Genomic DNA, 22,143 nt, shown 5'->3' with positions numbered 1-22,143 from the left:
TATTTTTTGTTTAGTATTTGGTTTAGTCGCTGTTAACAAACTGTGACAACAAAAAATAATTAAATAATAGTCGCTTCTAACAAGTGGTGACCCAGGGAGAATCAAATGTTAAATAATAAAGTTTCAAAGGCAGTTCGCTTAGCGATTGCATTTGGTGCAGTATCAACAGCTGCATTTTCGTCAAGTTCATTTGCTGCAGAAGAAGAGTCTGCAGAGAAAGTAGAACGCATCCAAGTAACTGGTTCACGTATCAAACGTACAGATTTAGAGGGTGCTTCTCCAGTAGTATCTATTACTTCTGCTGATATTAAACTAGAAGGTGACTACACAGTTGCAGATGCGCTACGTTCTAGTTCATTAAACTCATTCGGTTCGTTTTCAGAGCGTTCTGGTAGCTCAGCTCAATCACAGGCAACTATCAACTTACGTGGTGCTGGCTCACGTCGTACTTTAGTACTTTTAAATGGTCGTCGTTTCCCTGGTTCACCAACATTAGGTGGTGCTTCTGCTAACCTTAATGCTATTCCAATGGCTGCTGTTGAACGTATCGATATCATGACTGAAGGTGCATCTTCTATTTATGGTTCTGATGCAATGGCGGGTGTTGTTAACGTAATTTTAAAAGAAAACTTTGAAGGCCTAACGTTTAACATCGGTGCAGGTCACCGTGACCAAGACGAAGGTACTACTTCTACAGAGTTTTCTGTAACAGGTGGTGTATCTAGCGATAAAGGTAACATTACATTCTCTTTTGACCACCAATCTCGTAAAGGCATTTCAGATGCTGACCGTGACTACACTAAAGCGCAAATTGGTGATTTAGACGGTGATGGCGACATTGAGGCTTACACTGCAGATACTGTAGGTTGGTCTTACTACGGCGCTACTGTACTTTCACCTGATTTTGCTACAGCATCAGCTTCACTTTTATGTGACGATTTAATCTCTGAATACGGTGAAGATACTTTCCGTCGCGTTGATGCAAACGAAAGCTGGGGTCCAGGCTCTGAGTACTGTATGTATGCGTTCGCTAACGTATCTTACAACACAGCTTCAATCGACCGTAACACATTATATGTTAGTGCTAACTACGAGCTAACAGACGACATTGAGTTCTTTGCTCAAACAATGTTTGTACAAAACTCTTCATTTGGTCGTTACGCTCCACCGGCTGCACCATGGGAAAACATGTCAGCTGATAACCCACACAACCCATACGGTGAAGACGGTGCATATGGTTTATTCCGTTGGGTAGGTATAGGTACACGTGATGGTAACGTAGACGATTACAACCAAGATTTAACAGCTGGTTTACGTGGTGATTTAGATTGGAACAACGCTTCTTGGGAAGTTTACTACCACCACAACAAAGCAGATAACAAATCTGTGGGTGAGTACTACCTTTCTTACAGCGGTTTAGCATACAACGAAGCTAACGATATCGATTTAGGCTCTGATGAAGGCATTGCCAACATGAAATCGACTACGTTACAAAGCTCTGCTTCTACTTTTGACCAATACTTTGCTGGTTTAGGTTTTGACTTATTTGAACTACCAGGGGGCGCTGTTGCTCACTACGTAGGTGTTGAGTACTTTGAACAAACTTACGAAGATATTTACGATGGTCAATCTGAAGCTGGCCTAATCGGTGGCTCTGCTGGTAACTCTTCAATGGGTGACCGTGATGTTACTGCTATCTTCTTCGAATCAGTACTACCAGTTTCTGATACAGTAGAAGTAAACTTAAAAGCTCGTTACGATGATTACTCTGACTTCGGTGATAACCTTGCTCCTGCAGTATCTGCTCGTTGGCAGGTTGCTGATAACGTAGTGATTCGTGGTTCTTACTCTGAGTCTTTCCGCGCGCCAGGCCTAGATTTACTTAACGCAGCACGTACATTCTCAGCTGAATCTGCAATCGATTACTCTGCAGGCTCTACTACATCACGTCAGTACGATACGTACTACACAGCAAACTCAGAGCTTGAAGCGGAAGAGTCAGATTACATCAACTTAGGTGTGGCGTGGGATGTAAACGACAACTTAAGCTTTAAGTTAGATTACTTCCAACTTTCTATTGATAACGTTATACAGTCAAAATCTCTACAGGGCTTATTATCTGATGAGGCAGCTGGCCTAATCACTGCAGTAAGTGCTGATACAGATACGTCTAACGAAACTTTCTACCTTAAGCGTTCTGCTTCAGGTACGCTACTTGAAGCGGGTACTTCTTACTTTAACGGTGCTGGTTTCGAAATTGAAGGTTTTGACTTCACTATTAATGCAAACGTAGAGACTGATTTTGGTGATTTCCGCTTTAACAATGTTAACAGTGTAACTCTTTCATACGATTCTGAAGTGGGTGGTGTTGTACAAGACACTGCTGGTTGGTCTGGCCAACCTGATCTTAAGTCAGTAGCAACAATTTCTTGGTCACTTGATGATCACACAGTATCTTGGAACTCTACTTACACAGCAAGTACGTCTGAAACTGAAGTTGATGAAGATGGTGATGGTTTCTACGAGCAATCAGGTGACTTAGACAGCTGGTTAATCCATAACTTAACTTACAGCTACAATGCAGGTGTTTACGGCGCTGTAACATTTACAGTAAGTAACTTAACTGATGAAGACCCAGTTCTTTCTTCAGCTGGTACATGGGATAACCAAGACCTTTACAACAACTTTGGTCGTGATTACCGTCTAAACTACTCAATTAGCTTCTAATATTAATTAGAAACAGGTTGATATATAGGGCTGAATTTATTCAGCCCTTTTTTTATGGGGATTTTATATGGAAAATTATTGGAGTGAGTATTGGTCTCAAGGGTATTTAACTTCATTTGGGCAGGATATTAAAAAAAACTATACAGGCAAGCTCAAGCAGAGCTGGACAGGTTTTGCTAGCGAGCTTAGTCCACAGTGTAAGATATTAGACATAGGGACTGGCAATGGCGCACTGATAAAGCTCATACACGATAGTAGTAAAGATCAGTTGAATTTTATTGGTATCGATAAAGCAACAGTGGCAAAGAGTGTTACAGGCGTGCCTGAGTCGCGTATTTTATCAAGTGTAAGTGCAGAGACCTTACCTTTTGAAAATAATGAATTTGATGCGATAGTGGCTCAATTTGCAATTGAATACAGTGAACTATCAAAAAGTATTCCTGAATTATTTAGAGTATTAAAACCGGGTGGGTTTTATCAAATTGTTTGCCATGAAATAGACTCAGATATAGTTAAACCAAATGTGCTTATACTGGAGTCTGCTGTTCGCGTACGTAGCGACTTGTTAACCCCCTTAAAGCAGCTAATTGATGAGTTAACAAAAGGTGATAATGCTCAGGTCAATAACTTGATAAAAACAATAAATAACCTTATCCAGCTTGAAAGGGAAGTACATCCACACGCAGTTAATGGAACACGGTATCCTGACTTTTTTCAGTTTATTTTGAATAATAGAAAAATAGATTTAGAACGCGCCTATCAATTATTTACTCAAGAGCTTGAGGGGCTGACCTTTAGGCTAAATGACTTAAAGCAAGCGGCGTTAAATTCACAGAAAATTAGCCAGTTGTTATTAGGCAATAAAATATCTAAAGAGGCTTTAGTTGACGCTAATAATGAATATATCGGAACGCTTTACAAGGGACGCAAATAGCTAGCCTCATCACTAAAATGCGTTCTGTGCATTAATAACCTAGCAGCTTTGATGGTATTTCATAGGCCGTATGAGCTGCATAGCCCACCCCTTCTAGCTTTGTGGCGACTTGTTAAACAACATTTTCACTCACATTGTCATTTATAAATTTTAAATTATCTTGTTAATACCTTTAAAAATGTTAATAAATAAATGTGTTTTAGACTTTATACCTAAAAACACATCGTTCCGATTTTTGGTATATTTAAGTTTAATTGTTTGTCCCTTTTATTGAAATAAACTCTAGTTAATTATATTTAAAGTGATGTGAATTATTGGTTTTTAATGTGTTGACTATGTTTATATATTGGTAATAACATTTACAAAAGAAGCGATGCTTTCACTTCTTATGCTATTCATTTAATAGCTAAAATAATAAATATATAAATAAAATTCTTTCAGGGAGAATCACATGTTAAATCATAAAGTTTCAAAGGCAGTGCGCTTAGCGATTGCTTTTGGTGCAGCATCTGCAGCTGCGTTTTCAGCAAATACATTTGCTGCTGAAGAAGGGGTTGAAAAAGTAGAACGTATTCAAGTTACTGGTTCACGTATTAAGCGTACTGACGTAGAAACACCAGTACCTGTGACTATCATTGGCAGAACAGATATAGAGCAAATGGGGGCATTAAACGTAGCTGACGTTTTAAACCAATCACCTGTTGCTATAGCCGGCGCAGACCAATCTAACTCTTCATTCAGTACTTCTGGCGTAGGTTTAAATACAACCTCATTAAGAAACTTAGGTGAAGCGCGCACTTTAGTATTGGTTAACGGCCGTCGTTTTGTATCTGGTCGTTCACCTTCAAGTGGTTATGCCGTTGATTTAAATGCCATCCCAGCCTCAATGATTGAGCGAATCGAAATATTAAAAAGCGCTTCATCTGCCATCTATGGTACAGATGCTGTAGCTGGTGTAGTAAATATTATCACTCGTGATAACGTAGAGGGTGTTGAAGTTAACGCTCAAACTGGTATTTCCGACGAAGGTGATCGTGAGAAGTACTCTCTAAATCTAACCGCTGGTAATAGTTGGGATTCAGGTAATGTAACCGTTGCTATTGGTTATGATGATGACAAAGGTCTAAAACCTTCTGACCGTGCGTTTTCTGAGTTTGATGAAGCGATACTACTTGATGAAAACGGTAACGAGTATGTAGGGAAGGTATTCTCTTCGTATACTCCTCAGGGGCGTGTCGGCTCGTATAATGCTGACGGTACTCCTTACACTGGGCTTGAAGGTGGCGATGCATTTAACAGAGCTGATTATCGTCAATTAGTTACCCCACTTGAAAGAAAGTATGCTGCGTTAAACATCAAGCAAGAAATTAATGATGATGTGGAATTCTTTGCTGAGATGAACTGGAACTCATCTAAAACTTATAACTCGACTATTGAGCCAACGCCATTTTCTACTAATGATGTATTCTTACCAGAACGTGGTGGAGAAGGTGGGATAAAGCTTAGTAATCCTATGGTTCCGGAGTTACTTCGTGAAAATCTTCTTAATGACGGTTATGGCTTAGATGATAACATTCCCGAGCTAGTTCGCCGTATGGTTGAGTTTGGTGCTCGTTCTACTGATTTAGAGCGTGATACTGTTCGAATTGCGACAGGCATAGATTGGATGATCAATGATGACTGGTCATTAAATACTTATGTATCTTGGGGTAAAACTGATCAACGTCAAGACAGTGGTGGCCAAGTTAACATTGAAAGAGCAGCACAAGCTTTTGATGTAGTACAAAACGATGATGGTTCACTTCAATGTGCAAATGATCTAGCTGTTTTACAAGGTTGTGTGCCATTAAATTTATTTGGTGAGGGCTCTGTTTCAGCAGAAGCTGTTGATTATGTTAAAGTACCTGCCAAAATTGCTGGCCAAACTGAGCAATTTATAGTTTCTGCTTCTTTAGTTGGTGAATTACCAGTTGAACTAGCAGGCGGAAGAATTGGTGTAGCTATGGGGGCAGAGCACCGTTTAGAAAGTGGTTTCTTCAACCCAGGTGATCTAGCTCAAACTGGTGCGTCAAGTACTAACCGCTCATTACCAACTGATGGCAGTTACTACTCTAACGATTACTATGTAGAAACAATATTACCTATTTTAGATAATCTTGAGCTTGATTTAGCTGCTCGCTATTCAGATCATGAAATTGTTGGTGGTCAAACAACATGGAATGCGGGTATTCAATACTCACCAATTGATACATTGAAATTTAGAGCTTCAGCAGCAACAGCTATACGTACACCAAACATTGCAGATTTATTTGGTGGCCGAGGTGAGACCTTTGCTACAGTAACAGATCCGTGTAGTGGTGTGACTGCTTCAGATACTGGTAATGTAGCTCAAAACTGTTTATCAATTCCTGAGATTGCTGCTCGTGTTGCCGCAAATGGCTCGTTTGAATTAACACAAACAGAGGCACAAAGCACTGGTGGTTTTATTGGTGGTAATGAAGATGTTCAAGAAGAAACTGCAGATACATACAGCTTAGGTGTTGTGTGGCAAGCAACTGAAGAGTTTGCTTTAACAGTAGATTACTATGATATCTCTGTGGAAGATGCTATTTCAACGACAAGCCGTACTACAGTACTAAACCGTTGTTTTGATGTAAGTGCTGCTGACTTTGATCCAACTTGTGGTGGGAATTCTTTACGTGACCAAAATGGTGCTTTAGTTGAAGTAAACTCAGGAACAAGTAACGAAAACAATATCGAAACTGCTGGTCTTGACATTGAGTTAGCGTACAAGATTGATACTGAGCATGGTGAATTTGGTGCAAATCTGATTTGGAATCATCTAATCAAATATGATGAAACAGGTATCGAGAGTGGTGAAACAGTTGAATATGCTGGCCAAGTATTCACTCCAGATAACAGAGCAAATCTTAACTTAAGCTACGGCTTAGAAGATTTAAATCTTTCGTGGCGTATGCGTTACTGGGATCGTTCAAAAGATAGTGTTGATGGAGGTAACTTCAACTACACAGACTTTACTCCTTTAGAGAAATATAACGAATTCCCATCAGTTGTTTATCACGATATTTCAGCAGGCTATAGCTTCTCTGATAGTACAAATGTGACATTAACAGTGCGTAACTTATTTGATAAGCAACCACCAGTTGCTAACCAAAGTTCTTCTAGTGGTGGTACAGGTATTAATACAGTTTCTGAAGCATATGATGTAACTGGTAGATACTTACAATTAAGTTTAACTACTAAGTTTTAATTAGTTATTAAATGTCAAAGCCGTGATTTTAATCGCGGCTTTTTTTTAAACTTTAAAAAAATAGCTAATACTTTCTTCTCGTAGCCTATTTTCTATTTTAGGCTTATACTAAAAAGGAATTAAAATCTAACCCTATAATTTAGCGAGATATAAATGAAAGAAGTTCGATCTTTTATTAAAACAGCATCATTAACTGAGCTAGAAAAAGCACAACAATTAATCACTGATGCGATTGCAAAATATACTGAGCAGCTACAAGCTAAACAGGAAGTGTTGGATCTTTTAAAAGAAAAAGGACTTACGTTAGAAGATTTACAAGATGGTACTGCAGATAAGCGAACTAAAGTAAAAGCTAAGTATCGCATTGAAGTAGATGGCGAGGTGGTTGAATGGACCGGTCGTGGACGTCGTCCTAAAGCGTTTGAAGGTGTTGATTTACAAAAGCACCTAGCTTAATAAAATAACAGAGAAGCTACGGCTTCTCTTTTTTTATGATGTATAACTTAATAACTAAACCTTAGGCTTACGCTTTGCAAGTCAGGTTTAATTGGCGAAAACTTACCTTAAACTCCCCGCAGTCGCTTAGTATTTGTTAAACTGCATTTCTGGTTATTCTATTTACTATTTTCATGAGCTATAAATTAAGGCCGTATCAGCAAGAGGCCGTAGAGCGCACCGTTTTACATTTTAGAAAAACAAATGACCCTGCCGTAATTGTACTGCCTACCGGTGCCGGTAAAAGCCTTGTTATTGCAGAGCTTGCGCGAATAGCTAAACAAAAAATACTGGTGCTTGCACATGTTAAAGAGCTTGTAGAGCAAAACGCACAAAAATATAAAAGCTTTGGTTTAAAAGCGAGTATATTTTCAGCAGGGTTAAAAGAAAAATCACTTAGCCACCAAGTTACCTTTGCCAGTGTTCAATCTTTATCGCGTAATTTAAATAAATTAAATGAGCATTATTCTTTGCTTATTATTGATGAGTGCCACAGAGTAAATGGTGATAAAAAAAGCCAATACGGAAAGGTTATAAATACGCTCAAACAATATAACCCTCAGTTAAAAGTATTGGGTTTAACGGCCACACCTTATAGATTAGGAATGGGGTGGATATACCATCATCATTACCATGGTTTTGTAAAAGGTAATAAAGAAAGCCCATTTAAAAACTGTATATTTGAATTACCGCTCAGGTATATGATCAAACATAACTACTTAACGCCGCCAAATGAAGTGGACGCGGCAATTAGTCATTATGACTTTTCGTCTTTGGCTACTAATGCGTTTGGGCAATATACGACTGATGATATGAATGCGCTTTTAAAAAACAGTGAGCGCGCAACGCAAGCTATACTAAAGCAGGTAATACAATACAGCGAAACCCGCCAAGGCGTAATGATATTTGCGGCAACGGTGATGCACGCGCAAGAAATTTTAACTTATTTACCCGCAGAGCAAAGTGCCCTTATAACTGGTGATACCCCAAATGCTGAACGCGATAAATTAATAAATCAATTTAAACAAAAAAACATCAAATACCTCGTTAATATTTCTGTTTTAACTACCGGATTTGATGCGCCGCATGTCGATTTTATCGCTATTTTACGCCCTACCGAATCGGTTAGCCTATACCAGCAAATTGTTGGCCGTGGACTTAGGCTAAATGAAGGAAAAACAGATTGCTTAGTTATAGATTACGCAGGCAACGGCTTTGATTTATTTCACCCTGAAGTGGGTGATAAAAAAGGTGACAGCGATAATGAACCCGTTCAAGTGCTTTGCCCTGGGTGTGGGTTTGCAAATATTTTTTGGGGAAAAACCGATTCAGCAGGCAAAGTCATTGAGCATTTTGGTAGGCGCTGCCAAGGTTTATTAGAAGATGACGAAGGCCATAAAGAGCAATGCGATTATCGGTTTAGGTTTAAAGAGTGTGACCAATGTGGCGCTCAAAACGATATTGCTGCGCGTAAATGCCATGATTGCGGCGCTGTAATGGCCGACCCCGATGACAAGCTACGCAACGCACTTAACTTAAAGGATGCGTTAGTACTACGCTGCAGCGGGTTATCAGTGGTAAAACTGAAAGATGATTTAATTAAAATAACCTACTTTGATGAAGATGGCGCAAGTTGCGATGAGGTATATAACCTTGCCAGTAAAGGTGGGCAATATATTTTTAATAAACAGTTTGGAAAACGCCTAGGGCAGGGGCAAGCGCCAGTCGAATTTAAAAATGCTGAGCAGGTTATTAAGGCACAGTTTGATTTAGTGCACCCTGACTTTGTTATCGCGCGTAAAAGTAAAAAGTATGGCTGGAAGGTATCTGATAAATTATTTGATTACACAGGCAGCTTTAGAAAAGCGAATCAGTTAAGCGGCTAGGCTTAACTGATCCTTATCAAGCGGCGTCTTCGTCCATTAAACCCCAGCCATCGCCATAGCCATTGTAGCTATTAGCAATGCTTTCAAGGTATTGCTCTGCTTGGCCAAGTAATGTGTGCTCTGGCACCATTTGTACATGAGTAATTACTTCCCATACGCCTGTGTCTTTGCATTTTTCAACGTTAGTGCTTTGTACTAATGCATCAGAGACTATTTCTTTAGCAAACTTTTCAGCGTCAGCTTGTTGTTCAAATAAAATGAAAAAATCGATTTGGTGCATTTTGCTTAAATCAACGCCAGCAGCGGCTATTTCGGCTAAAAGTTGGCCGTTATCATCATCAGGGAATTGCATTAAAAACTCATTTAAAATTAATTTTGTATTCGTAGTGGCTATTGTAACCAAAATATTGCTTTAAAGCGTATTAATTTTAACGTTAAAAGCGAGCAAAATTTGGTGCAAGATTACGATTAAGTTAATGTGTTGCTCATTATGGCTATGTTAGTATGCAACTCATCCAAGGTTAAATTTAAAGAATAAAAAGTAAGGATATTTACTTGTTCAAACAGTTATTACGTTTTGTGTTTTTTTTCGTTTTTTTCATAAGCACTCAAGTCAGCGCTGAGCAAAGGGTAATTGAAGATTACGAGATTAAAGGGATCAGTGGCGAGTTAGAAAGTAACGTTGAGCTATATTTAAAGCAGCTAGTTGGTGAAAAGCCTACAAGAACCTTGCGTCGCTACGCCAAAAAGCAAGTACAAAGCAGTATTAAAGCGCTGGGGTATTACAATCCAACGATAGACATTGAGTTTGATAAAGACGATAAAGAGCTTATCGTCCAAATAGAACGCGGACCTGCCACTCGCATTGAAGCAATTAATATAACGCTCAATGGTGAGGGGAAAAGCGACTCGCAATTACAAAATGTTATTAAAAACTTAAATTTAACCCAAGGCGATGTGCTTAATCATGGCAAGTACGACTCAGCCCATAAAAAAATAGAGTCGATGCTATTAGAACTAGGCTATTTCGATGCTAAATGGCCAGTTCGAAAGCTTGCTGTATCAGTGCAAAAAAACAGTGCCGTTATCACATTCAGTATAGACACCGGCGTGCGCTACGCCTATGGCGATATTATTATCGCAAAAGACACACCCGCAGAAAAATACATTCGCTCACTTGCACCTTTTACCCAAGGTCAAGCCTATAAAGCCACACAGATTGCTGATTATAACCTTGAACTTTCAAGCACGCCGTATTTTTCAAGCGTGCGTATTTATGCCGATATACCAGCAAGAGCCAACGGGCAAGTACCGATTAATATTGACGTGCTGCACAAACCCGCTAATAGCTACGAAGTGGGTGGCGGCTTCAATACCGAACTGGGTCCAAAAGTGCGTTTTAAATGGAGTAAACCGTGGATAACCGATGACGGGCACTATCTCGAAAGCAATTTAAATGTAGCTGAGAAACAACAAGATATTTCTATGGCGTACACCATTCCAGTCGATGACCCGAACGACGATTTATGGCGGTTTTCAGTAGGTTACAAATTAGAAGATGAACTTGCCGATGATATTTACAGTGAAATACTGACCGGACAATTACAGCGCCAATGGTTAACTGAAGATAAATGGGTACGCACGGCATTTTTACGCCGCGACCAAGAAACATACCGCATTGGTGATGAACCTGAAGAAAGCACCGAAATGCTAATGCCAGGTATTAGCTATGCCCGTAAAAAAACAAAAGGGGGCACAACGCCTTATTGGGGGGAGCAGTGGTTAATTTCGGCAGAGTTTGGTTTAGACGATGTACTTTCAACTACAAACTTGGTGCGGGTGCAATTGCAGCATGCGTGGCTACGAACTTATTTAGATAAACACTTAGTTTTTTTAAAAGCAAACGTTGGCGCAATGCTGGTCGATAATATTGAAAACGTACCTTATTCGTTGCGTTTTTATGCCGGTGGTGACCAAAGTGTACGTGGTTTTGCTTATCAGTCTATTTCTCCTGAAGATGAAGACGGTGACTTAATTGGTGGTAAATACTTACTAACTAGTACGATTGAGTACAACTACCAGTTTGCGCAAAACTGGCGCGCAGCCATATTTGTAGATGGTGGTACCGCCACAAATGACTTTTCGGATGACTTTGAAGTGGGCGCAGGCTTTGGCTTTCGTTATTTAACGCCCATAGGCCCCGTAAAAGTAGATCATGCATGGGGGCTGACTAAAGAAAGTAAAAGCACACGTTTAAGTATTACCATAGGGCCAGAAATTTAATGTCAGTATTTAAAAAAATATCCGCCGCTGTCATCGGCATTTTAATCACGCTTGCCGTTATTATATTTTGTTTGTTATTTACTGCGCCCGGTAATCAATTTATTGCTTATAGTGCAAACAAAATGGTAGACGGCTTACATATTGAGATTAAAAAAGGGCGCTTTTTATATAACAACCCGTTTAATGTGAGCTTTAAAAACCAAAGTACAGATTTTAAAGCCCAGCAGCTTAAAATAGATTTATTTTGGTGGCAGTGCGATGGCTTATGTATTGAAAATGTAAGTGCGCGGTCAGTCAAGCTTGCTCTTGGCAATCCGCCCGAAGCTACACAAGAGAGCGCCTCAGAGCCATTAGCTAAAATTACGTTTCCCTTTAATATTGCAGTAAAAAATATAGCAATAAACGAATTTGTATTAAATCATTCCAGTGCTGATGTAACCGTAAATAACTTTACCCTTGCAGCGAAAGCCGAAGATGCAACCTTAGCGGTAAAAAGCCTGACTATTAGCGATGTACTGGTAAAGCTTAAAGAGCAACCCACCTCATCCAAACAGGCAACGGTTCAGCAAAGCCAGGCGCTAACAGCGCTACCCGCGTTACCAGATATAGAATTTACATCGCCCCTTAATTTACGGGTAGAGCAGTTTGACGTAAAAAACGTGGGTATTGAACAAGGTGAGCAAACACATACAATTGAAAACATAGCGCTTGCACTAAATGTAGAAGATGAAAAAGTTAACTTACAAACCCTTAGCGCGCAGTATCAACAATGGCAATTAAATACGCAGTTGAGCAGTGAACTTACCGGGAACTTGCCGATAAAGGGTGAAATAGCCTTAAATAGCGACTTACATCAAGCTAATCTGGCATTAAGTGGCGATCTATCTGATTTAAATATAAAGTTAAATACAACCGGCCAATACCCATTGAATTTAACGGCAACGGCTAATTTAAAACAAAAAAATTATCCATTTGAACTTACCGGTAAAGTTGAGCAGTGGCTGATTGACGCGCAAAGTAATGAGCTAAAAGTAAGTCATGTTGATTTATCAGCCTCGGGTAATGCAGATGATTATACGCTAAGTTTAAAAGCGGATAGCCAGCTAGGTGCCTATCCAGCTGTTGTATTAAATACGCAATTAAACGGCTCGCTTAGCCAAGCACAGCTAAGCACTTTAAGCCTAAAAGCAAACGACAGTAGTGCAATATTCAATGGCAACGTTAATTGGCAAAAGGGCATACAGGCCGAATTTTCTGGTTCGTTAAATAGTTTAAAAGCACAGTATTTAACAGATACCGTTACAAGTGATATTTCTGGTCAGCTAGAGGGGCGCTTTAATAGCGAAGGGCAAAACTGGCAATTGCAAATGGATAATACGCAGCTTACAGGAACACTTAACCAAACACCGCTTGAATTTGCCTCAAACTTTACACTTAATAATACGCTTAAAGCCAACATAGATAGCCTGTATTTGAGTAGCGGGCCTAATAAGTTAACCTTGAGCGGGCAAGTAGACGACACCTGGCAGGTTGACGGGAAAGTAACACTCACAGGAAGTGAGCAAACAAACCTGCCATTTGTAGCAAATGGTAAGGCCGATTTAAAAATCAGAGGCCAGCGTTTAACCCCTGCCGTTGATTTATCGTTATTACTCGACAACTTTATCTATAACGATATAAACGTTAACAAACTCGCCCTCAAAGGAAAGCTCGATACCGCCGCAGACTGGCAAACTGATGTGAGCTTAAACGTAGGCTCAGCAAAGGTTGCTGATGAGATCATTAATCGCGTTGAGCTAACAGCCTCTGGCGATAAAACCGATCACCAAATTGTTGTCGCTATAGATGCAGAGCAAGGGGCTGCTGAGCTTGAAGTAGCCGGTAAGCTAAATAATGACGTGTGGAATGGCTCGCTCAGTAACATAACGCTAAGTGATAAAAAGCTTAGTTTTAGTAATAGTAAAAAAATTGCAGTGATGTTTAATACTCAAACCAGCGACTTTGATGTGAGTGCGCATTGTTGGCGCTCAAACAAAAGTGAGCTATGCATTAACACTCTTGCGCAAACCAAAAACTTGGGCCAATTTAATGCCAGCTTGAGCAATTTAGCGCTTGAAGAGCTAAAACATTTTTTACCAGATAACATGCGTACGCGAGGCGATATAAGCGGCGACTTTGCTGCAAATTGGAGCGAGGGCGCTTTAAAAACACTACGGGCTAATTTAAATTCGCACGAACTTGTTGCGGTTCTTACCTCAGAGGAAGACCGGTTTAGGTTGCCTATAGAAACGCTAAAAATCAGTGCCTATACTGACTCTCAAACAGGTAAACTAGAAGCAGATTTAGACTCAAGTGTGCTGGGTAAAATAACCACCCAAATTAATATTGATGATATTCAAAATCAGCAAACATTAAACGGTAACATCGATATAGACAAAATTTTGCTATCAGACTTACATCCATTTTTAGAGACCCTTGAGCAATTAAAAGGGGATGTAACCGGTAATGTGGCACTTGCTGGCACATTACAAGACCCACTATTAAAAGGTGAGCTAAATGTTAGTGATATCAATTTAGAAGGTGAGCAGTTACCTATAGTATTGCAAAAATCTAATATAAACATTTTATTTGATAAAACTACCGCCACAATTAAAGGTAATTTAAACGACAGCCAAGGTGGTAAAATAAACTTAACTGGCGATGTAGATTGGCAAAGCGCACAGCCTGAGGTAAACGTAAGCGTTAATGGCGAGCAGTTTTTTGTGCGTGCACAGCAAGGCGTGACGTTTAAAGTATCTCCTGATTTAACCATTGGACTGGCAAATAATGCATTAAAGCTGTCGGGCGAAGTGATTGTACCTTATGGCAGAGTAATGATTGAAGAGCTGCCAGAGGGCGCCGTTCAAGTGAGCGACGATGAGATTATTGTTGATCAGCAAACGGAAAAATCAGAAAACGTGCCATTTGACTACGATGTAAATTTAAAAGTCATTGTTAAAAACGATGTGAAAATAGAATCGTTTGGCCTTGAGTCTAAAATAGCGGGAGATTTGGCCATCAAAATGAGCCAAGGGGCCCCTATAATTGCCACCGGCGAGCTCAATTTAATCGATGGAACGTATTTAGCTTTTGGCCAAGATTTAATTATTAGTACTGGGCAAATAGGGTTCAGTGGCTCGATTGAGCAACCATTTTTAAATATTAAAGCCATACGTAATCCAGACACAACAGCAAACGGTGTTGTGGCAGGTGTTACGCTTACTGGTAACGTTGAGCAACCTACCTTAAAAGTGTTTTCTGAGCCGGCAATGGACCAAGCACAAGCGCTTGCTTATTTACTCAATGGGCAGCCGTTAGGCGAGGGTGACAGTTCAAGCGACGCCATGCTTACTCAGTTATTGCTCTCACAAGGGGTGAGCCGCAGTGAAGGCGTTGTATCTAAAGTTGGCGAAACCATTGGTTTATCTGATGTAAGCTTAAGCTCAACGGGTTCTGGCGATAACACTAAACTTGAAATATCTGGCTATGTAGCGCCTAGCTTACAAGTTAAATACAGCGTAGGGGTGTTTGACTCGCTCAGCGAGGTCGCTATTCGTTATCAGCTGCTTTCGCAATTTTATGTAGAGATCACCAGTGGTTTAAATCAAAATGTTGATTTACTCTATAAGTTTGATTGGGATTAAATAGAATTATATGAAAGGATTATATTTAGCAGCACTAATAACAGGATTAACTGGCTGTGCCCAACACACAGAGCAATACGCGAGTACTCAACAAACCCCAACACGTAGCGCAAGCGAGGTAATAAAGCAGGCTAAAGCGCACGAATGGCGAAATGTAGACAAGCAAAATATTTTAAAAATTACGCTACCTACAGGGGCGGCTTATGTTGAGCTTAACCCGCAGCTTGCAGCTAAACATACTGCGCACATAAAACAACTTGCACGAGAAGGTTTTTACAAAAATACCCGTGTTTATCGTTTTGTTGAAGGGTTTGTAGCACAAGGTGGCGACAGCTCAGGCAACAAACCAATTAAAACGGCTAATAAAACGGTGCCAGCGGAGTTTTACCATACCACTACACAGCCGCTTAAAATTACAGAGCTGCAAGGTGATGGGTACGCGCCTGTAACGGGGTTTTTAAACGGTTTTGCCGTCGCACAAAATGCTACTAATACAAAAACTTGGCAGGTACATTGCCACGGCGTGTTTGCCATGGCGCGTGGCAATGAGATAAACAGTGCAAGCACGGAATTTTTTGTCACCATTGGGCAAGGTCCGCGCTACCTTGATAATAATATTACTGTGTTTGGAAGAGTGCTTGAAGGTATGCAGCACTTTAATCGTTTACAGCGTAAGCCTGTTCCTAATACGCCATTTAACCCAATTACAAACATTGAGGTGTTAGCCGATATTAAGCGTGATAAAAGCACCTTTAGTGTTATGAACACAGACTCACAATCATTTAGAGAATTGATTGAGGCGCGAAAAAATCGTACCGAACCTTGGTTTGTGCACGCCCATAACTATGTTGATGTGTGCGCAATGCCTATTCCGACTAAGCGCATTAATTAGCATATAATGTGTATAAAAAAAGGAGCTTAGGCTCCTTTTTTTATAGTGATATTTAAGTCGATTGGTATTACTGGCGATTAATTTTTACCGCAAACGGCGTATCGTTATAGTGCGTTGAACGATACGGATTTATATCTAGTCCACCACGGCGTGTATAACGCGCATAGACTTCAAGCTCTTTAATATTTAGCTGCGTGGTTAAATCACTATAAATACGCTCTACACATTGCTCATGGAACTCATTGTGCGTTCTAAATGAAATTAAATAGCGCAAGAGTGCCTCATGGCATATTTGCTCACCAGTGTAGCGAATAATTATACTGGCCCAATCAGGCTGCGAGGTAATTAAGCAGTTAGATTTAAGTAAATGGCTGTGCAGGGTCTCAGTTACTTGGGTGTCACTTTTTGATTTAAGTGAGTAGGCGTCAATATCGTAGTTATCTATTTCAATATCTAAATCGTCAATACATTGCCCAGGTAATTGCGTGCAAGGTAAGCAGTTATAGTCATCAGGTGCGTATAAAGTTACTGCTACATCGCTATTTACCGCATTTGATAAGTCTTCAATTAAATGCTGTCTTACTACCTCAATACTTTCAAAGCGGGTTTGATTAAAGCTATTTAAGTAAAGTTTAAACGACTTAGATTCAATAATATGGCTGCTTTGGCACGCAAAAGTAAATAAAGCCACGGCAACCTGTGGTTTACCTTTAGCGTTTAACCACGAAAGCTCATAACCTGTCCAAATATCTTGGCCTTTAAAGGGCAACTCGGCTTCGTCAATATTTAAAGCATCACGATTTAACTTGCGGGCAATAGGAAAAAGTAAGCTAGGCGAATATACATCTACGTATTCAGTAGACTGCCCTAACACACTACCTTTGAGATCTGGAGAATTGCTGTAATCTGTCATGTTTGCTCTTAAATAGTTACAATAGATGGATTATATCTAATTTAAATGAGTTTCGCAGTATGTCTGTTGCAATGCAAATGGCCCAACTTCACGCACAATTTTGTGAAAAAACCGTTAAAAACACCGCTAAATACCCGCTTATGGCACACGATGAGCAATGGCCTAGCCCGTGTGAATTTGGCGAAGTAGACGCCCAAGGCAATATTCAATGGAAAAGTGCTTTGCAATCTCCCATAGGTTCGTTATCAGATTTAGCTAACGCACTTGAGCTGAGCTTCCCTGCAGGGTTTGATGAGTTTTATGGGCACATGTATGGCGGCAGTATTTTAGCCAGCATCGATGGCCACCGTGTTGAGTTATTACAAGCGTGGAATAAAGATGATTTTGACCTGCTGCAACAAAATATTACTGGCCATGTCTTAATGAAACGAAAGTTAAAGCAGCCAGAAACCCTATTCATTGGTTTAACTGAGCAAGATGACCTACTGGTTACCGTGCAGGTAAATACCGGTGAGGTATGTTTAGAGTACGTGGGTAAAAAGCCGCATCATGTACTTGCACCCAATATAGAATCATTTTTAAAAGCGTTAACAGTGTAAAAAGTAGGTGCCAGCTTAACTCACTACTGGCACCTATTAGTTTGTTACTGAAAATCCCACGAAATATTAGATACCAACCCGCATGGCTCACATCTAAAGTCAAATAACCCAAACCACGGTTCTGGCAGTTTCCACTCACTATTGCAGCTAGGGCATTTACGCTCAAGCTCTGAGGCTTTATCGACACCACCTACACGGTATAAATAATAATAAACCGGTTTTTGAGTTAAAAAGCGGATACGTTTAGCAATGTCTTTACCGCGGCGATATAAGTCACTTTTTGTGCTTGATATTTCTTCAAGCGCGGGAAATTCGCACCGCGTAGCGCCATTAATTTGTATTTGATCGCAGGCTTGCCAATCTTCTTGCCATTTTATGAGTGTTTTATAGTCCCCATTTGCAATAGCGGGGATAGTAAACAATGGCACAGGTAAAAAGTCATCACCACAATACAGTGGGCTACAGGTATGCACATAGGTTGTGTATAAAATATAGCTTGAAGGCGATTTACAGGTATCGGCACCGTTTGAGTGAATGTCTTGGCCAATCACTTTTATTTTAGGGGCAAGCAAACCAGCACTGTGTAGCTTCTCAATACTGTGTTTTACAAAAGGGCTATTATTTAATGGGTGCATGGCGTCTTCGGTTGGGCACATTACCCGGGTAATAAAATAGCCATCTTTTAATACAGTTGGGAATTCTTCCCCCATAATTTGGCCATTAAAACGCAGTGCATTAACTAACCGGTTAATGGCTTGCTCGGCGTGTTCTAGGGTAGTGTCTTGGTAGCAGTCAAACGTTAAATCAACAACGAACATTTATAGTCTCAAATTATTTTTGCTCTAACAGGGCTAGCAACCTATCGAGTTTTTTCTCAATGCGATCGAGTTGAGATGTTTTAGGCTCAACGATGCTCTGCTCAGGGTTTTTCATTAAATTATGAATTGAATCAGGATTATTTTTATATTGGCTTACTGCAGCAATAATAACCGGCATAGGCACAGGTTGTGCTAAACGGCTTTTAGTTAGGGCAACAGTAGGGGTTTTGCCTTCATCAAGAAGGACTTTAATTGCATCAAATACAACTGCATTCATTAGATTTGTAACTCTTTAATATATATGCGCAGCAAGTGTTTGTTGCGCGGGTGCTATAGTAGCAACAATACCAAGGCGCATAAAGCCTTGGTATAAGTAGAGGGGGGGATTACTTACCTTCTTGGCGAAGCCTTACATCAAGTTCATCAATTACTTCGCTCCACGCGCCATCTTCTGCTAGCGATTCTGCTAAAAAATGCTGCTGTGCTTCATCCCAAAAAGGAGCGTGTTGTAAAAGCGTTGTGTCTTCTAGTGAGTGAGAAGCAATAAAATCGTCAATCTGTTGCTCTGAGCTAGGTAAACCCAATTGTGCAAACAACGTTTTCATATCATGTTTTGTCGTATCCATATTATTACTCCATCTGATTAAATTAAACCAAGCTTAGAGCCAGACTATAGGCTTTGCTAGTTAAACTCTCGCTGAATTGACGGTATTTTTGCTTTAGGTATATAGTTAACGTGTAGTATAGATAAACATTTTCGCCATACAATTACCAACCATCTTACATGTGGTAAACAACTGGCAACGTTGAGGGTAGAAAAGCAAAAAGGATACACAATGACAGTCACCTCTAATGAGCACACATTAAGCGTACAATACCTCGCCCCTGAAGATATAAGCACGGCAGGGAGTTTAATCTATCAGGCCTATCATGATGATCCGCTACTGCAAAATTTATTAGGTTATGATCAACATAATATGGCTGCCTACGAGAAAAAATTACGCTCAGTGATACGCGAAGAACTCAGTGCTTTTTGGCAAGAAAAGCTGCCATTAATAGGCTTGTACCGCGATGATAAATTAAAGGCGGTCGCGTGTGTATTTGAGTCAAGCAGCCAATTACAACCAGAGCGTTATTGGCATTGGCGCTTAAAGTTAATGCTCAGTGCAGGGTATTTGCAAACCAACCAACTAATAGAAAAAGAGCAAACAATACGCACTGCGCTTAATGAGATTGGCGATTACTACTATTTAGCGTTTATTGCGGTAGACCCGCACGTGCAAGGCCACGGCCTTGGGCGTTTCCTGTTACGAGGCTTGGATGATTTAGCAACTAAAAACACAGGAGCCAAAGGGCTTGCCGTTTTTGTTACACGCCAAGAGCATAATACGTTTTTTAAATCAGAAGGATTTAGCACCTATAAAGCACTTGCCTTTAATAAAGTATCTGGAGAGCTTCTTTTTAAACCATATGCAAAGTAAGTCTGTAAGCGATAAGCGCCATTACGGACATATGCCCGTGAGATATATCTTACATTGACGTGCGCATTATCAGTTACGGTCGTTCACAAATGCAGCTTTAATAGGGTAAGGTTCTGTTTTGTATGGGGTTTCATATTTTTTCATATATATTACGAAAAATTAATTTTGTTTACCTAGTAGGATGAAACCCAAACTCGCGTAGTATTTAACGTGTCAAGACGACATAGCTTAATGACTAAGCTACTGCCAAGGATACGGAATAGGCAACATAGCAGATGCCAGCAGGAAGCATAAAGGACAAATTAAAAAGGACGCAAGGACGAACGAGGAAGTGCATGAAGCGCTTAGTAGTTGGAACTACTTAAGGATATTTACGGATGAGGCTACAGGAAGTAGCAGGAGCGTTAGTTTACGCAGGATGGCCAAGGCGGCAAGTGGAAAATGCAGGATGCATTTAAAGTGGCAGGAGCTACTTAAAAGGATGACCAAGGATGATGCTACAGTAAGTAGCCAAGCGTTAGTTTACGCGGGTTAGTCAGGATGGTTATGGATTTTGCAGGATGCAATGTTGAGGGTAAATAGGGTTGTTTACTCGTTCAGGGGATGATAATACGGATTTTGGGTCAAGGATAACAAGCAGGATGCTGTAAGAGTGAGGCGTAACTTTTGTTACGCCTTAGTTTTATGTATTAACTTATTTTAGTGGTTTCACTTTAACCCCACTGGTTTAACGATTAGCGTTAAATTTTGTGTGGGGGCACAACAACACTTTTTAGCATTTCATTTTCCATAATTAAAATACCTTGATAGGCATTTTCGCCATCACTTGAAAACTCAAACATAAATTCGCTTTTGATCCCCGGTTTGCCATTTTTTAAAACGCCAAAGCGGCGCTTTGTGCACGCTACGCTCATTAACTGAACCTGTAATTGTTCAGCTTGGCGCGCAGCATGACTGTTAGCAGCTTCTGCTACTTTTCGGTTTAGCCAAAATAAGTATATTACAGCGCCAATAGCGATAAACGTCCACAAAGTAGCCATTAAGAGAACAACCTTCCAATTGCGCGAGCGAGCGTTTCGCTGCGATTTTCTTTACGTAATAAGCCTAATAAGTGTGGGCGTATAGTGGGTATTGCAACTAAATCAGCAAATATACTGGGAAATAGCTCGGCAATTTGCTGGTGGTGCGCACAATTATCCATAAAAATATGTAAGCGCTCAGGCTCTTCTAGTTGAGCAAAACAACGCCCTGCAATTGTTAAAAGTACATCTGAATCAGTACTAAGAGATGAGCTTAATGCAGCATCTACTAGTTGTATACACAGCCCTTGCGCTTGGCCTTTTGAAAGTGAGCGCAGTGCGGCAGTCAGTGCAATAGTATCGTTATTTTCAATGGCAGTGTGGCCATAGGCGACTAAAAGCTCACTGAGTGATGGCGGTATTTCTACATGTTCAAGCATAGCGCTCAGAGGCTGTAATACTTCAAGTGGTAAATGCGGCCAAGCATTTTGCAAGTTTGCTAAGTTGTTGTCGTGATTTAGGCGCAGTGCAAAATCCGCAATACCTTGTAGCGCAACGCTTTGCCAATCATCAAAACCTAAATCACCACTAAAGTACAGCTGCGTATGCTCGTAATATTTAGAGGCTGGCTGCTTTAACAATACTTTAAGTTGGGCGTTAAAAGCCGCTAATTTATTTGCATTAGGGGTAAAAACATAAGGGTTATTATCTAGCTTACCATCGGCTTGCTCGCCGGTAATTTCGCTGCCTAGGGCCTCAATAACCATATTAGCGAAATGATCGCGGCTCGCGCTCACTAATTTACTTTGCTCATCAAGTGGAAATTTTAAAAACCACACATAAGGTTCTTTACTTGCTTTGCTATCCCAAAATTGAATAGCCAGCCATGCATGCCCTGCAAGCGGATAAGGATAAGGAACTTGCGCTTGCTCGATAGCTAAAAACTGTTTTTTATCAAGCTTAGTAATATGCCTGCCAATATCAAAAGCACGCCATTGTGTACCGGCGCCATCTAAAAGTTGGCCAAGTGTCGCTATGTGTTCGCTCATCGTTATCTCAATTGTTTTTACTGCAAAATTACCTCAATTATACGCCATAGCAGGCATTGAGGGAACAGGGTATAATTGCCCCATAACGTAAAA

17 protein-coding genes are annotated in these 22,143 nt (G+C 40.3%); 10 read left to right on the top strand and 7 right to left on the bottom strand.

Going from position 1 to position 22,143, the window contains the following annotated elements; genetic code table 11:
- Positions 1 to 105 precede the first annotated feature (105 nt).
- The 5 genes from AN391_RS02445 to AN391_RS02425 all read left to right on the top strand — a co-directional run bounded on the left by AN391_RS02445 (position 106) and on the right by AN391_RS02425 (position 9,313).
- Complete coding sequence (locus AN391_RS02445; RefSeq protein ID WP_055013920.1) at positions 106 to 2,727, top strand: TonB-dependent receptor domain-containing protein; 2,622 nt, start codon at positions 106 to 108, stop codon at positions 2,725 to 2,727.
- Positions 2,728 to 2,794: 67 nt separating this feature from the next.
- The gene (locus AN391_RS02440; RefSeq protein ID WP_055013919.1) at positions 2,795 to 3,661 is read left to right on the top strand and encodes a class I SAM-dependent methyltransferase; all 867 of its coding nucleotides are present in this window, start codon (positions 2,795 to 2,797) and stop codon (positions 3,659 to 3,661) included.
- A gap of 451 nt (positions 3,662 to 4,112) precedes the next feature.
- On the top strand, positions 4,113 to 6,932 hold the full coding sequence (locus AN391_RS02435; RefSeq protein WP_055013918.1) for a TonB-dependent receptor domain-containing protein: 2,820 nt from the start codon (positions 4,113 to 4,115) through the stop codon (positions 6,930 to 6,932).
- A 153-nt stretch (positions 6,933 to 7,085) separates the two neighbouring features.
- The gene (locus tag AN391_RS02430) at positions 7,086 to 7,388 is read left to right on the top strand and encodes an H-NS family nucleoid-associated regulatory protein (RefSeq protein WP_055013917.1); all 303 of its coding nucleotides are present in this window, start codon (positions 7,086 to 7,088) and stop codon (positions 7,386 to 7,388) included.
- Between the two features lie 173 nt (positions 7,389 to 7,561).
- The gene (locus tag AN391_RS02425) at positions 7,562 to 9,313 is read left to right on the top strand and encodes a DEAD/DEAH box helicase (RefSeq protein ID WP_055013916.1); all 1,752 of its coding nucleotides are present in this window, start codon (positions 7,562 to 7,564) and stop codon (positions 9,311 to 9,313) included.
- Positions 9,314 to 9,329: 16 nt separating this feature from the next.
- On the opposite strand, the gene AN391_RS02420 is transcribed toward AN391_RS02425, so the two are convergent.
- Positions 9,330 to 9,665: a ribonuclease E inhibitor RraB gene (locus AN391_RS02420; RefSeq protein ID WP_055014124.1), complete on the bottom strand. Its 336-nt coding sequence runs from the start codon at positions 9,663 to 9,665 to the stop codon at positions 9,330 to 9,332.
- A gap of 227 nt (positions 9,666 to 9,892) precedes the next feature.
- On the opposite strand from AN391_RS02420, the gene AN391_RS02415 reads away from it, so the two are divergent.
- From AN391_RS02415 to AN391_RS02405, 3 genes are read left to right on the top strand one after another with little or no spacing between them, the layout of a single operon-like run.
- On the top strand, positions 9,893 to 11,596 hold the full coding sequence (locus AN391_RS02415) for an autotransporter assembly complex family protein (RefSeq protein WP_235576465.1): 1,704 nt from the start codon (positions 9,893 to 9,895) through the stop codon (positions 11,594 to 11,596).
- On the top strand, positions 11,596 to 15,279 hold the full coding sequence (locus tag AN391_RS02410; RefSeq protein ID WP_055013914.1) for a translocation/assembly module TamB domain-containing protein: 3,684 nt from the start codon (positions 11,596 to 11,598) through the stop codon (positions 15,277 to 15,279). The genes AN391_RS02415 and AN391_RS02410 overlap by 1 nt, the downstream gene beginning before the upstream one ends.
- Before the next feature lie 10 nt (positions 15,280 to 15,289).
- Positions 15,290 to 16,171 carry a peptidylprolyl isomerase gene (locus AN391_RS02405; RefSeq protein WP_055013913.1) on the top strand — a complete coding sequence of 294 codons (882 nt, stop codon included), beginning with the start codon at positions 15,290 to 15,292 and terminating at the stop codon, positions 16,169 to 16,171.
- Positions 16,172 to 16,238: 67 nt separating this feature from the next.
- Here AN391_RS02405 and queF read toward each other — a convergent pair whose 3' ends face one another.
- The gene (gene queF / locus AN391_RS02400) at positions 16,239 to 17,084 is read right to left on the bottom strand and encodes an NADPH-dependent 7-cyano-7-deazaguanine reductase QueF (protein ID WP_055013912.1); all 846 of its coding nucleotides are present in this window, start codon (positions 17,082 to 17,084) and stop codon (positions 16,239 to 16,241) included.
- Positions 17,085 to 17,143: 59 nt separating this feature from the next.
- Between queF and syd the strand changes: the two genes are divergently transcribed.
- On the top strand, positions 17,144 to 17,683 hold the full coding sequence (syd, locus tag AN391_RS02395; protein WP_055013911.1) for a SecY-interacting protein: 540 nt from the start codon (positions 17,144 to 17,146) through the stop codon (positions 17,681 to 17,683).
- A 44-nt stretch (positions 17,684 to 17,727) separates the two neighbouring features.
- On the opposite strand, the gene AN391_RS02390 is transcribed toward syd, so the two are convergent.
- The 3 genes from AN391_RS02390 to AN391_RS02380 form a co-directional block, all read right to left on the bottom strand.
- Positions 17,728 to 18,501: a Zn-ribbon-containing protein gene (locus AN391_RS02390; protein ID WP_055013910.1), complete on the bottom strand. Its 774-nt coding sequence runs from the start codon at positions 18,499 to 18,501 to the stop codon at positions 17,728 to 17,730.
- Positions 18,502 to 18,514: 13 nt separating this feature from the next.
- Entirely contained in the window at positions 18,515 to 18,778 is a 264-nt protein-coding gene (locus tag AN391_RS02385; RefSeq protein WP_004585969.1) for a hypothetical protein, read from the bottom strand.
- 109 nt (positions 18,779 to 18,887) lie between these two features.
- Positions 18,888 to 19,127 carry a DUF2789 domain-containing protein gene (locus AN391_RS02380; RefSeq protein WP_055013909.1) on the bottom strand — a complete coding sequence of 80 codons (240 nt, stop codon included), beginning with the start codon at positions 19,125 to 19,127 and terminating at the stop codon, positions 18,888 to 18,890.
- Between the two features lie 210 nt (positions 19,128 to 19,337).
- Between AN391_RS02380 and AN391_RS02375 the strand changes: the two genes are divergently transcribed.
- Entirely contained in the window at positions 19,338 to 19,982 is a 645-nt protein-coding gene (locus tag AN391_RS02375) for an N-acetyltransferase (RefSeq protein ID WP_055013908.1), read from the top strand.
- 740 nt (positions 19,983 to 20,722) lie between these two features.
- Here AN391_RS02375 and AN391_RS02365 read toward each other — a convergent pair.
- Together AN391_RS02365 and AN391_RS02360 are read right to left on the bottom strand one after the other, a co-directional pair.
- Complete coding sequence (locus tag AN391_RS02365; RefSeq protein ID WP_055013906.1) at positions 20,723 to 21,022, bottom strand: DUF3301 domain-containing protein; 300 nt, start codon at positions 21,020 to 21,022, stop codon at positions 20,723 to 20,725.
- Positions 21,022 to 22,050: a DUF3549 family protein gene (locus tag AN391_RS02360; RefSeq protein ID WP_055013905.1), complete on the bottom strand. Its 1,029-nt coding sequence runs from the start codon at positions 22,048 to 22,050 to the stop codon at positions 21,022 to 21,024. Before AN391_RS02360 ends, AN391_RS02365 begins: the two co-directional genes overlap by 1 nt.
- Between the last annotated feature and the right edge of the window lie 93 nt (positions 22,051 to 22,143).

The organism is Pseudoalteromonas sp. P1-13-1a (assembly GCF_001401875.1).
Classification (GTDB): Bacteria; Pseudomonadota; Gammaproteobacteria; order Enterobacterales; family Alteromonadaceae; genus Pseudoalteromonas.
The sequence above is the reverse complement of the archived record's forward strand: the minus strand, read 5'-3'. Positions and strand labels throughout refer to the sequence as shown.